Genomic DNA, 12,189 nt, shown 5'->3' on the forward strand with positions numbered 1-12,189 from the left:
GTACTCACCCGAGAGACTCTCTCAGGCTTTCCTCCGGGCGCTTCCCTTCGGTGTTTCCGACTCTATCAGATCTTTTCTCGACCCGATTTCCTCGGTGCTTTCCAGGTTCCCGCTCCCGCGTTTCCCTTTCCGGCGGTGTTGACTTTATCAGATCCCCTCGGGCTCTTTCCGAGCTCCTCTGGTCCTGACCCCCGGTCAACCGGGGTTGTCCTCCCGGCCCTTGGGCCGTTCCGACGAGTGAGACTTTAGCGGATTCCTCGCTCCCGAGCTAATCGGGGGCTGCGTCCTCGCAAAAGCTTCGAACGCGGATTCCTCATTCCGAAAATACGCGCACCGAAGCACACAGCGCTATGACGCCGATGATCGGTAGGTACCTACGGAATGGCTGTCCGGGGACCGACCGGAATCGGCGCTCACGTCGGACAACCCGAAGAACCTTACGGATCGGCCTGGGGTGTGTCAACTCGGTGCCGTACCGCCCCGTGCAGGCGTAGTCTCGTGTCCATGACTTCGCGTACGTGCACCCAGCAGTGGTGGGCCGCCTGACACGGCGGCCGGACTCACGTATGCGCTCAACGGCCGCCGCTTCGGCGGCCGTTCTCGTATCTCCTCCACAGGGGCGGCCGGCCGGCAGCGGCGGTCCCGACCAGAAGGTGGAGAGATGACACGGGTCTTCAGCGGGGTCAAGCCGACCGGGCACCTGACGCTGGGCAACTATCTGGGCGCCATGCGGCGGTGGGCCGACGTGGACCAGCACCAGTCCGACGCCCTCTTCTGCATCGTCGATCTGCACGCACTGACCGTGGACCACGATCCGGCGCGGGTGCGCAGGCTCAGTCGCCAGGGGGCGACGCTGCTGCTGGCGTCGGGACTCGACCCCGATCTGTGCACCGTGTTCGTGCAGAGCCATGTGGACGAACACGCGCGGCTGTCGTACGTGCTGGAGTGCGTGGCCACCGACGGCGAGATGCGGCGCATGATCCAGTACCGGGAGAAGTCCGCGCGGGAACGGGAGCGGGGCGGGAGCGTGCGGCTGTCGCTGCTGACGTATCCCGCGTTGATGGCGGCGGACATCCTGGCGTACGGGGCCGACGAGGTACCCGTGGGAGACGACCAGACCCAGCATGTGGAGCTGACCCGGGATCTGGCCGTGCGGTTCAACCAGCGTTACGGGCACACATTCGTGGTGCCCCGGGCGACCCGCCCCCCGGTCGCGGCCAGGGTCATGAACCTGCAGGACCCGACCTCGAAGATGGGGAAGTCCGACGACTCGGGGCCGGGGATCGTCTATCTGCTCGACGAGCCGGACGTGGTGCGGAAGAAGATCATGCGGGCCGTGACGGACAGCGGTTCGGACGTCGTGTACGACCGGGAGACCCGGCCCGGGGTGACGAACCTGCTGGAGATCCTGGCCGCCTGTGAGGGGGGCGGCCCCGAGAAGCTGAGCGGCGCCTACGACTCGTACGGCGCCCTGAAGAAGGACACCGCGGAGGCCGTCGTAGAGCTGCTGCGGCCGGTGCAGGAGCGGCACAAGGAGCTGTGCGCGGACCCCGGGTATGTGGACGGGGTGCTGCGGGCCGGTGCGGAGCGGGCCAGAGGGATGGCCCGGCCTCAGGTGGACGCGGCGTACCGGGCGATCGGGTTGCTGCCGGCCGGGTGAGGGTTCGCTGCCCACCGCCGGTCCCCCGGCGGTGGGCAGGCCCGTCAGCTGTTGCCGGACGCCAGCTCGCGGCTGCGGTCGCGGGCCGCTTCCAGCGCGGCGATCAGGGCCGCTCGTACGCCGTGGTTCTCCAGTTCGCGGATGGCGTTGATCGTCGTGCCGGCCGGGGAGGTCACGTTCTCGCGGAGCTTCACCGGGTGCTCGCCGCTGTCGCGGAGCATGACCGCCGCGCCGATCGCGGACTGGACGATCAGCTCGTGGGCCTTGTCGCGGGGCAGGCCGAGCAGGATGCCGGCGTCGGTCATGGCCTCGACCAGGTAGAAGAAGTACGCCGGGCCCGAGCCGGACAGGGCGGTGCAGGCGTCCTGCTGGGACTCGGGGACGCGGAGTGTCTTGCCGACGGCTCCGAAGATCTCCTCGGCGTGGGAGAGGTGGGCCTCGGTGGCGTGGCTGCCGGCCGAGATGACGGACATGGCCTCGTCGACGAGGGCGGGGGTGTTCGTCATGACGCGGACCACCGGGGTGCCGGCGGTGAGGCGTGACTCGAAGAACGAGGTGGGGATGCCGGCGGCGCCGCTGATGACCAGGCGGTCGGCGGGGATGTGCGGCGCGAGTTCGTCGAGGAGCGTGCCCATGTCCTGGGGCTTGACGGTGAGGATGAGGGTCTCGGCGCTCTTCGCGGCCTCGGCGTTGGAGACCGGGGTGACGCCGTGGCGGCTGCGGAGCTCCTCGGCCCGTTCCCGGCGTCGGGCGGTGACCAGGAGGTCGGCGGGGGCCCAGCCGGCTCGGATCATTCCGCTGAGCAGGGCCTCGCCGATCTTTCCGGTGCCGAGGACTGCGACTTTCTGGGTCATGGTGCGGTGCCCTCCGGGGGTTGCGTCGTCCGGGTTCATCCTCGCACCGGGGTGGGCGTGCGAGGCGGGTCGTCCGGTGGGCGGGACACCGGCCCCGTCCCGCGCCGCCGCTATGCCGTGCGTCGCCTGAGGGTCGCCGCTCCCAGTCCGAGCACCAGGAGTGCGCAGCCCGCGACGATCAGGGCGTCCCTGACGAACGTCGTCGTCATGTCCGTATGGCGGAGGACCTCGTTCATGCCGTCCACCGCGTAGGACATCGGCAGCACGTCGGAGAGCGCCGTCAGCACCGGGTGCATGTCCGAGCGGGGGGTGAAGAGGCCGCAGAGCAGGAGTTGCGGGAAGATCACCGCCGGCATGAACTGGACCGCCTGGAACTCCGAGGCCGCGAACGCCGAGACGAAGAGGCCGAGGGCCGTGCCGAGCAGGGCGTCGAGCAGCGCCACCAGCAGAAGCAGCCAGGGCGAGCCGGTGACGTCCAGGCCGAGGAACCAGACCGCCAGTCCGGTGGCCAGGGCGGACTGGATGATCGCGAGCGTGCCGAAGGCGAGGGCGTAGCCCGCGATCAGATCCGCCTTGCCGAGGGGCATCGCGAGGAGGCGCTCCAGGGTGCCGGAGGTGCGTTCGCGCAGGGTCGCGATGGACGTCACCAGGAACATCGTGATCAGCGGGAAGATCCCGAGGAGCGAGGCGCCGATCGAGTCGAAGGTGCGCGGGCTGCCGTCGAAGACATAGCGGAGCAGCACCAGCATCAGGCACGGGACGACCAGCATCAGCGCGATGGTGCGCGGGTCGTGGCGGAGCTGTCGCAGCACGCGGGCGGCCGTGGCCGTCGCGCGGGAGACGGTGAGGGCCCTCCCGGCCGGGTGGGCGGTGGCGATGGTCATCGGACCGTCTCCTTTCCTGCCGTCCGCTGCTCCGCCGCCTCGTCCACCAGGCACAGGAACGCTTCTTCAACCGTCTCCGCGCCGGTACGGGTGCGCAGGGCCTCCGGGGTGTCGTCGGCGAGCAGCTCCCCCTCCCGCATCAGCAGGAGGCGATGGCAGCGCTCGGCCTCGTCCATGACGTGCGAGGAGACGAGGAGGGTGGCGCCGCGGTCGGCCGCGAGGCGGTGGAAGAGGGCCCAGAGGTCGCGGCGCAGGACCGGGTCGAGACCGACCGTGGGTTCGTCGAGGACCAGGAGTTCCGGGGTGCCCAGCAGTGCGACCGCGAGGGAGACGCGGCTGCGCTGGCCGCCGGAGAGGTTGCCGGCGAGGGAGTCGGCGTGCGAGGTGAGGTCCACGTCGGCGATGGCCCGGGTGACGTTGTGGTGGCGGCGGTCGGCGGCGGCGCGGCCCGGGTCGAGGATCGCGGCGAAGTAGTCGAGGTTCTGGCGGATCGTCAGGTCGGCGTAGACGGAGGGCGCCTGGGCGACGTAGCCGATCCGGGAGCGCAGGGGGGCGGAGCCGGCGGGCAGGCCGAGGACCTCCAGGGTGCCGGCGACCTTGGCCTGGGTGCCGACGATCGCCCGCATGAGGGTCGATTTGCCGCAGCCGGACGGGCCGAGCAGACCGGTGATCCGGCCGCGGGGCACGGTGAAGCCGAGATGGCGGAGGACCGTGCGGGTGCCACGGCGGACGGTGAGCCGGTCGGCGTGGACGGCGGGTGCGGTGAGTGCGGCGGGAGCGGTGGGAGCGGGTGCCGGCGTCTCGGGGCCGGGCGGGTGCGCCCGGCGATTATTCATCATGCGATGAATATGGCGCGGACGGGTCCGGTCGTCAAGGGGCGGCACGTTCCGGCGGGGGCCCTGGAGTCGACGCGGCAAAGCCGCCGGCCGGTGCGGGCGCACGGGCGCGGCGGCTTGGGTCCTGCTCGGGCGGACGGCTTGGGGCTACGGACGTCGGGCCACGATCAGTTCGACGTCGTAGACCTCCTCCACGAAGCCGTCCGGGAAGGCGTCGAGGAGGCGCTCCCGTTCCTCGGCGAGGAAGGCGCGGGTGCCCTCCTCGCCGTGGACGAGGAAGAGCGAGTGGCTGCCGATGTTGGCGAGGTGGAGGTCGACGGGCACCCTACGGCTCCAGCGCACCACGCGGTGGGTGTGGGCCGGGACCTCGGGCGCGCCCTTGAAGGCGAGTTCGGTACGTGTGCCGCCGGCGCCGTTCTTGGTGGCGTCCTCGGCGCCGAAGTACCGCTTGATGCGCTCCGCCTGCGCGGTGATCCAGGGCACGTCCGGGGCGTCCATGTTCCACCACAGCGCGAGCGCGCCGCCCGGGCGCAGGACGCGCAGGGCCTCCGGGACCGAACGGGCGGCGTCGGTCCAGTGCCAGGACTGGGCGTAGGTGAGGAAGTCGACGGAGGCTGCGGCGAGCGGGAGGGCGTTTCCGTCGCCGCGCAGCAGCGGGACGTCAGGGAGGGTGCGGCGGAACTGGGCCGCCATACCGTCGCCGGGCTCGATCCCGAGGACCTGTGCGCCCCTGGCCCGCAGGAGGGCGGTGGCGATGCCGGTGCCCGCGCCGACGTCCACGACCCGGGCGCCGGTCAGGGAGCGGTCGGCGAGTTCCTCCAGCGCGTCGAAGAGGGCGGGCGGATAGGAGGGGCGGTTGGCGGCGTACTGGGCCGCGGCGGCATTGAACGAGTGGGCTCGCAGGGAGCTGGAGGGCGCGGTCATGCGTCCATGGTGGCGCGCCTCGGGTGCCGGCACAGCGGGATTCCCGGGTCCCGGGTCCCCCTGTACCGGGTCCCGGGAGGGGGCGGTGGGCCGCCGGTCAGGAGCGGCGCTTGCGGGCCGGGTTCCCCGTGCGGCGCTTCGCGCGCTTCTGGTGGGCGGCGTGGGCCTTGTCGTACTCCTCGCGGTGCAGCTTCTCGCCGGGGGCCTCGGTCAGCGAACGGACGAAGTAGGCGAGCAGCGAGCCGAGGAAACCGATCGCGAGCAGGCCCCGGAGGGAGGACCGGCGCTCCGGGTCGGGGCGCTTGCCGAAGGCTTCCCAGGTGTGGCCGAACGCCAGCACGCTGCAGACCGCGAACATCACCACGACCAGCACGGTCACGGGTGTGCCGACGTCGGCGATCTGCAGGCCCTGGTAGGCGAAGCGCAGCACGAGGACGGAGACGGCGGCGACCAGGAGGGAGCCGACGGCCACCGCGGCGCGGCGGGCGCCGTAGCCGCCGTCGTGGTCCACCCAGGTCGTACCGAAGAAGCGGATCGGTTCGGGACGGGGTCCGCGCGGGGTGTCCGGAGTGCCGTTCTCGTCGTTCACGCGTCGATTATCACCCCGGCGGCAGGCAGGACCCCGCCCCGGTCCGGTTCAGCCGCAGCGGGAGGCGACGTAGCCGTCGCTGCCCGTGTGCACATAGGCGTCCGCGACGTACTCACCGGCGTCGATGCTGTCCCAGATGTTGCTCGTGCCGTAGGGACCGGTGACCGTCGTGCCCGGCGTCTGGCAGTAGATCGGCACCTTGGCGCCCTCGGGCAGGATCCGGACGACGCCGTAGCCGGTGCCGGGGCCGCTGCGGACGTTGAGCCGGGCGCCCGGGGCCACCGAGTAGTAGCGCACGGCCGCGGCGGCCGCGACGGACTCCGTCACGCCGCCGTCCTGGGCTTCTCCGACCTGGTCGACAGACATGGAATACCTCCCCCGTTGAGCCCCATGATCGTCATGGGGTCCCGTTCATTCCCCCGCGTCACGTCGCGAAACACAGGTGTGACACGCCCGCGGAGGCTAGCAAGCCGCCTCTGACTCGCACGAGTCATCGACTAGGCTCCGTGCGTCGCGCGCGCGGACGAAACAGTCACGGGGGTGGTCCAATGGCGCCACAGCACAACACCGGAGCGGGCGCGGAAGCGGAACTTCCCGAGTACGCCGGTCACTATCCTCTGGAGTCCTGTCTCGGCTCCGGTGGCATGGGTGTGGTGCATCTGGCCCGGAGCACCTCGGGGCTGAAGCTCGCGGTGAAGGTCGTACACGCCCAGTTCGCCAAGGACCCGGAGTTCAGGGGGCGTTTCCGGCAGGAGGTGGCCGCCGCCCGGAGGGTGAGCGGTGCCTTCACCGCGCCCGTCGTCGATGCCGACCCCGAGGCCGCGCGGCCCTGGATGGCCACGCTGTTCATCCCCGGTCCGACCCTGTCCGACCATGTGAAGCGGAACGGGCCCATGGCGCCGGCCCAGTTGCGCCGGCTGATGGCCGGGCTCGCCGAGGCGCTGCGCGACATCCATCGGGTCGGGGTCGTGCACCGGGATCTGAAGCCGAGCAACGTGCTGCTCGCCGAGGACGGCCCGAAGGTCATCGACTTCGGTATCTCCCGGCCGAAGGACAGCGAACTGCGCACGGAGACCGGCAAGTTGATCGGCACGCCGCCGTTCATGGCGCCCGAGCAGTTCCGTCGGCCGAGGGAGGTCGGTCCGGCCGCCGACATCTTCGCGCTCGGGTCCGTCCTGGTGCACGCGGCGACGGGCCGTGGACCGTTCGACTCCGACAGTCCGTATGTCGTCGCCTACCAGGTCGTGCACGACGAGCCGGATCTGACCGGTGTGCCGGAGAGCCTCGCGCCGCTGGTCATGGGCTGTCTGGCCAAGGAGCCCGAGGACCGGCCCACGCCCGACGAGCTGATGCGGGAACTGCGGTCGGTGGCGGCGTCGTACGACACCCAGGCCTTCATACCGGCGCAGCGCAGCGATGACACGCAGAGCGGCACTCCGGGTGACCTGTCGCACGACGCTCCCGGTGACGCGCCTGGTGACACCGCGGCTGACATGCCGAGCGGTGAGCCGCCGCCCGAGTCCCGTGCCGGGAGACCGGGCCGGCGGCCCCGGGGCCTGCTCGGCCGGATGGCTCTGGTGGCGGGAGCGTTCAGTCTCGTGGTGGGCGGCGCATGGACCGTCGTCCGGCTGCTCGACGACGGCGGCTCCGCTCCGGCCGGTCCCCGCACCTCGCTGGCCGCGTTCCGCACCTGGGAGGCGAGGCCCGCGTCCGGGGACAGTGCCGTGCCGCAGTGCTCCTACGGTGCGGACAAGCTGCTGTGCGGACAGTCCGGTCTGGTCTTCGCCCTCGACCCGTCCGACGGCTCCCTGGTGTGGCGGCACAGGTACGACGCGGCCTTCCGCAGCGGACCCCCGGTCCTCTCGGGCGGTCTCGTCCAGCCGTTGCCGGCCCGGATCCAGCCCCTGGAGGCGCTGGACCCCGGGTCGGGCCGGACCCGCTGGCACCGGGAGATGCCCGCCTACAACGGGATGCGGCAGGCAGGGGGCATGCTCCTGCTCACCGGCACCGACGGGACGGTCACCGGCGTGGACAACGCCACGGGAAAGACCGAGTGGAGCCACCGGATCCCCGGCCAGAGCATGCCGTACTTCACCTCGTTCACGGGGGACCCGCTGGCGTACGCCGTGAGCACATCCGACGACGGGTCGGACACGCGGATCACCGCGGTGGACGCGGAGACGGGTGACGTGCGCTGGGACGCCCGTATGAAGGGAAACCTCACGCCCTTCGGCAGCGCGGACGGGTCCGTCTTCCTCCTCTCCAAGGACCCGGTCTACGGGCGCACCCGAGCCGTGGTCCGCTACACCCCCGAGTCGAGGTCGACGCGCGCCGTCGCGCTGCCTTTCCCCCTGGACGACGCCCATGGCACCGTCCACGGCAGCGTCGTCCATCTGCTGGCCGCCGGGGGCACGCTGGAGGCCGTCGACATGGACCGGCGCAGACCGCTCTGGCGTGTCGAGACGTCCGTGAGCCGCGGCTCGGCGCCGGTCGAGGACGGCGGGCACGTCTACTTCACCGCCGCCGACGGACGGCTGCTCGCCTTCGACGCGGGCGACGGCCGGCTTCTCGGCCAGACCCGGCCGCGCCTCGGCCCCCATGCCGACCGGGTGACGGCCGCGCTGCCGGAGCCCGTGATCGTCGACGGTCATGTCTACGCGGGCGCCCCCGACGGCACCGTCTTCGGTGTGGACGGACGTGACCCGTCGCTCTGGTGACATGCGAGGGGGCCGCTCCCGAAGGAGCGGCCCCCTCGTACGTCGCCGGTCAGCCCGGCTCCGTCAGGCGGTTCAGCCCAGCTTCGACACGTCGCGCACGGCGCCCTTGTCCGCGCTCGTCGCCATCGCGGCGTAGGCACGCAGGGCGGCCGAGACCTTGCGGCCGCGGTCCGCGGGGGCGTACACGCCGTTCAGGGCGGCGCGGCGGGTGTCCAGCTCGTCGTCGGACACCAGCAGGTCGATCGTGCGGTTCGGGATGTCGATGCGGATGCGGTCGCCGTCCCGGACCAGGGCGATCGTGCCGCCCGAGGCCGCCTCCGGAGAGGCGTGACCGATCGACAGGCCCGAGGTGCCGCCGGAGAAGCGGCCGTCGGTGACCAGTGCGCACGCCTTGCCCAGGCCGCGGCCCTTCAGATACGAGGTCGGGTACAGCATCTCCTGCATGCCCGGGCCGCCCTTGGGACCCTCGTACCGGATGACGACGACGTCGCCCTCCTTGACCTGCTGGGTGAGGATCTTCTCGACGGCCTGCTCCTGCGACTCGCAGACGACCGCGGGGCCCTCGAAGGTCCAGATCGACTCGTCGACGCCGGCCGTCTTCACCACACAGCCGTCGACCGCGAGATTGCCCTTGAGGACCGCGAGGCCGCCGTCCTGGGAGTACGCGTGCTCGGCCGACCGGATGCAGCCGCTCTCGGCGTCCACGTCCAGCGCTTCCCAGCGCTCGGACTGGGAGAACGCCTCGGCGGAGCGGACACAGCCGGGGGCCGCGTGCCACAGCTCGACCGCCTCGGGGGAGGGGGAGCCGCCGCGGACGTCCCAGGTCTTGAGCCAGTCCCCGAGGGACGGGCTGTGGACGGCGTGCACGTCCTCGTTCAGCAGGCCCGCGCGGTGCAGCTCGCCGAGGAGGGCCGGGATGCCGCCGGCGCGGTGCACGTCCTCCATGTAGTACGTACGGTCCTTGGCGACGTTCGGGGCGACCTTCGCCAGGCACGGCACCCGGCGCGAGACCTCGTCGATCTCCGCGAGGCCGAACGGGACGCCCGCCTCCTGGGCGGCGGCCAGCAGGTGCAGGATCGTGTTGGTCGAGCCGCCCATCGCGATGTCGAGGGCCATCGCGTTCTCGAAGGCCGAGAAGGTGGCGATGCTGCTGGGCAGGACGGTCTCGTCGTCCTGCTCGTAGTAGCGGCGGGTGAGGTCCATGACCGTGCGGGCCGCGTTCTCGTACAGCGCCCGGCGGGCCGTGTGGGTGGCCAGGACCGAGCCGTTGCCGGGGAGGGAGAGGCCGATCGCCTCGGTCAGGCAGTTCATCGAGTTGGCCGTGAACATGCCGGAACAGGACCCGCAGGTCGGACAGGCGTTCTCCTCGATGCGGAGGATGTCCTCGTCGGAGACCTTGTCGTTCACGGCGTCGGAGATCGCGTCGACCAGGTCGAGCGTACGGACCGTGCCGTCGACCAGGGTGGCGCGGCCGGACTCCATCGGGCCGCCCGAGACGAAGACCGTCGGGATGTTCAGGCGCAGGGCCGCCATCAGCATGCCCGGGGTGATCTTGTCGCAGTTGGAGATGCAGACCAGGGCGTCGGCGCAGTGGGCCTCGACCATGTACTCCACGCTGTCCGCGATCAGGTCGCGGGAGGGGAGGCTGTAGAGCATGCCGCCGTGACCCATCGCGATGCCGTCGTCGACGGCGATCGTGTTGAACTCGCGCGGGATGCCGCCCGCCTCCCGGATCGCCTCGCTGACGATCCGGCCGACCGGCTGGAGGTGGGTGTGGCCCGGCACGAACTCCGTGAAGGAGTTGGCGACCGCGATGATCGGCTTCCGTCCGATGTCCGCACCGGGTACACCGGAGGCACGCATCAGGGCGCGGGCGCCCGCCATGTTGCGGCCGTGGGTGACTGTGCGGGACCTCAGCTCGGGCATCGTGGCTCGCTCCTTCGGAGAGTTCTCAGCTCATGTCGAGCGTACGCCGGTGCTCCAAGGGACGGACACGACCGTCCGGAATGCGGGATGGGTGTTTCAGGAACCCGGCGGGGGCGGGGATCCGACTCGGAAGAGCCGCTGCGTGGGGTCCGGGGCGGGCGTGTTGGGGCGGGCGTGTTCCGGGCCGGGTTGCGGTGGCAGGGGCGTCTGTTGCGGTGGCAGGGGTGTCTCAGGGGTTGGCCATATGCCCCTGCACCACCGGCGCCAGGCGCGCCACCAGCTGTTCCAGGTCGGCCGACGCCACCGGCTCCACCTTGATCACGTACCGCAGCATCGCGACCCCGACCAGCTGCGCGGCGGCCAGTTCGGCACGCAGCTCCGCGTCGGGGAGGCCGAGCTGCCCCGAGATGCGGCGCAGCAGCTGCTCGACGATCAGCCGGCGGAAGACGGCGGCCGCGGTGTCGTTGTTCACGGCGGAGCGGACGATCGCGAGCAGGGGCGTACGGGTCACGGGGTTCTCCCAGACGCCGAAGAAGAAACGGGTCAGGCGCTCGCCGACGGCGTCGCGGGGGCCCTCGGCGAGCGCGTCGGGCGCGCTCAGGGCGGGCGCGACGGCGAGCTCGATGGCGGCCTCGAAGACCTGTTCCTTGGTGCCGAAGTAGTGGTGCACGAGCGCGGAGTCCACCCCCGCGGCCTTGGCGATGCCGCGGACGGACGTCTTCTCGTAGCCGCGCTCGGAGAACTCCTCGCGGGCCGCCTCCAGGATGCGGTCCCGGGTGGCGGGGGCCGCCTCCGTCTCCCTGCGGCTGGGCCGTCCCCTGCCGCGGCGGACGGGACCCGCGCCCGTCGACCCGGCCGGTCCGGTGGTCCCGGTCACGGACGGACCACCCCGCTCACCCGCGGGACACCTTCGCGGCGGACGCGAGGTGCAGACGTGTGAAGGCGAGCGCCTCCGCGAGATCGGCCTCGCGCTCGGCGGCGGACATCGCGCGGCGGGTGTTGACCTCGATGACGACGTATCCGTCGAAGCCGGTGAGCGCGAGCCGCTCCAGGACCTCTGCGCAGGGCTGGACGCCGCGGCCGGGGACGAGGTGCTCGTCCTTGTTGGAGCCGTTGCCGTCGGCGAGGTGGACATGGCCGAGGCGGTCGCCCATGCGTTCGAGCATCTGCAGGGCGTCGGAGCGGGCCGTGGCGGTGTGGCTCAGGTCGATCGTGAAGTGGCGGTAGTCGTCCCTCGTGACGTCCCAGTCGGGGGCGTAGGCGAGCATCTCGCGGTCGCGGTAGCGCCAGGGGTACATGTTCTCCACGGCGAACCGCACATCCGTCTCGTTCGCCATGCGCCAGATGCCGTTGACGAAGTCGCGGGCGTACTGCCGCTGCCACCGGAAGGGCGGGTGAACGACGACGGTGCCCGCGCCGAGCTTCTCGGCGGCCCTGCGGGCGCGCTGGAGCTTGACCCAGGGGTCGCTGGACCACACCCGCTGGGTGATCAGCAGACAGGGTGCGTGAACAGCGAGAACGGGGATCTGGTGGTAGTCGCTGAGCCGGCGCAGCGCCTCGATGTCCTGGCTGACGGGATCGGTCCACACCATGACCTCGACCCCGTCGTACCCGAGGCGCGCGGCCATCTCGAAGGCCGTCGCCGTCGACTCCGGATAGACGGAGGCCGTCGACAGGGCGACCTTCGCATCCGGGATGCGCACCACTGGTTCTGCCACGAGGGACAGGGTACGGGGCGTCGCCTTGGCATGGAGGGGCGGCCGCTCAGGGCGGGATGTGGCAAGGCGCACAGCGCCGCA

Annotated in this window: 11 protein-coding genes; 2 read left to right on the forward strand and 9 right to left on the reverse strand. The window is 71.5% G+C overall.

Annotated elements, in window-relative coordinates; all coding sequences use genetic code 11:
- The first annotated feature begins 661 nt into the window (after positions 1-661).
- Positions 662-1,660 (forward strand): tryptophan--tRNA ligase, encoded by a 999-nt coding sequence (gene trpS / locus AB0L95_RS11255; protein ID WP_365160430.1) that lies wholly within the window; start codon positions 662-664, stop codon positions 1,658-1,660.
- Positions 1,661-1,704: 44 nt separating this feature from the next.
- Here trpS and proC read toward each other — a convergent pair whose 3' ends face one another.
- The 6 genes from proC to AB0L95_RS11285 form a co-directional block, all read right to left on the reverse strand.
- Positions 1,705-2,514, reverse strand: a complete 810-nt coding sequence (gene proC, locus AB0L95_RS11260) for a pyrroline-5-carboxylate reductase (RefSeq protein WP_365160433.1) — start codon at positions 2,512-2,514, stop codon at positions 1,705-1,707.
- Between the two features lie 110 nt (positions 2,515-2,624).
- Positions 2,625-3,398 (reverse strand): ABC transporter permease, encoded by a 774-nt coding sequence (locus AB0L95_RS11265; RefSeq protein WP_365160436.1) that lies wholly within the window; start codon positions 3,396-3,398, stop codon positions 2,625-2,627.
- Positions 3,395-4,234 (reverse strand): ABC transporter ATP-binding protein, encoded by an 840-nt coding sequence (locus tag AB0L95_RS11270; RefSeq protein ID WP_365161002.1) that lies wholly within the window; start codon positions 4,232-4,234, stop codon positions 3,395-3,397. Before AB0L95_RS11270 ends, AB0L95_RS11265 begins: the two co-directional genes overlap by 4 nt.
- A gap of 147 nt (positions 4,235-4,381) precedes the next feature.
- Positions 4,382-5,158 (reverse strand): class I SAM-dependent methyltransferase, encoded by a 777-nt coding sequence (locus AB0L95_RS11275; protein ID WP_365160439.1) that lies wholly within the window; start codon positions 5,156-5,158, stop codon positions 4,382-4,384.
- A 97-nt stretch (positions 5,159-5,255) separates the two neighbouring features.
- The gene (locus AB0L95_RS11280; RefSeq protein WP_365160442.1) at positions 5,256-5,747 is read right to left on the reverse strand and encodes an EamA/RhaT family transporter; all 492 of its coding nucleotides are present in this window, start codon (positions 5,745-5,747) and stop codon (positions 5,256-5,258) included.
- 48 nt (positions 5,748-5,795) lie between these two features.
- Positions 5,796-6,113, reverse strand: coding sequence for an SH3 domain-containing protein (locus AB0L95_RS11285; protein ID WP_365160445.1), 318 nt, complete (start codon positions 6,111-6,113; stop codon positions 5,796-5,798).
- A gap of 182 nt (positions 6,114-6,295) precedes the next feature.
- Here AB0L95_RS11285 and AB0L95_RS11290 point away from each other — a divergent pair, with 182 nt between their 5' ends.
- Positions 6,296-8,464, forward strand: coding sequence for a serine/threonine-protein kinase (locus AB0L95_RS11290; protein ID WP_365160447.1), 2,169 nt, complete (start codon positions 6,296-6,298; stop codon positions 8,462-8,464).
- A gap of 72 nt (positions 8,465-8,536) precedes the next feature.
- On the opposite strand, the gene ilvD is transcribed toward AB0L95_RS11290, so the two are convergent.
- From ilvD to AB0L95_RS11305, 3 genes are all read right to left on the reverse strand, one after another.
- Entirely contained in the window at positions 8,537-10,390 is a 1,854-nt protein-coding gene (gene ilvD / locus AB0L95_RS11295) for a dihydroxy-acid dehydratase (protein WP_365160449.1), read from the reverse strand.
- 229 nt (positions 10,391-10,619) lie between these two features.
- Entirely contained in the window at positions 10,620-11,267 is a 648-nt protein-coding gene (locus tag AB0L95_RS11300) for a TetR family transcriptional regulator (RefSeq protein ID WP_365160452.1), read from the reverse strand.
- 16 nt (positions 11,268-11,283) lie between these two features.
- Positions 11,284-12,108, reverse strand: a complete 825-nt coding sequence (locus tag AB0L95_RS11305) for a sugar phosphate isomerase/epimerase (protein ID WP_365160455.1) — start codon at positions 12,106-12,108, stop codon at positions 11,284-11,286.
- Positions 12,109-12,189 lie beyond the last annotated feature (81 nt).

The organism is Streptomyces sp. NPDC052036 (assembly GCF_040680495.1).
GTDB lineage: Bacteria > Actinomycetota > Actinomycetes > Streptomycetales > Streptomycetaceae > Streptomyces.

What these genes read in the sequence shown, in the direction of transcription:
- AB0L95_RS11265 (WP_365160436.1), bottom strand. Translation starts at nt 3,398, where the DNA reads ATGACCATCGCCACCGCCCACCCGGCCGGGAGGGCCCTCACCGTCTCC.
- AB0L95_RS11270 (WP_365161002.1), bottom strand. Translation starts at nt 4,234, where the DNA reads ATGAATAATCGCCGGGCGCACCCGCCCGGCCCCGAGACGCCGGCACCC.
- AB0L95_RS11285 (WP_365160445.1), bottom strand. Translation starts at nt 6,113, where the DNA reads ATGTCTGTCGACCAGGTCGGAGAAGCCCAGGACGGCGGCGTGACGGAG.
- AB0L95_RS11275 (WP_365160439.1), bottom strand. Translation starts at nt 5,158, where the DNA reads ATGACCGCGCCCTCCAGCTCCCTGCGAGCCCACTCGTTCAATGCCGCC.
- proC (WP_365160433.1), bottom strand. Translation starts at nt 2,514, where the DNA reads ATGACCCAGAAAGTCGCAGTCCTCGGCACCGGAAAGATCGGCGAGGCC.
- AB0L95_RS11290 (WP_365160447.1), top strand. Translation starts at nt 6,296, where the DNA reads ATGGCGCCACAGCACAACACCGGAGCGGGCGCGGAAGCGGAACTTCCC.
- ilvD (WP_365160449.1), bottom strand. Translation starts at nt 10,390, where the DNA reads ATGCCCGAGCTGAGGTCCCGCACAGTCACCCACGGCCGCAACATGGCG.
- trpS (WP_365160430.1), top strand. Translation starts at nt 662, where the DNA reads ATGACACGGGTCTTCAGCGGGGTCAAGCCGACCGGGCACCTGACGCTG.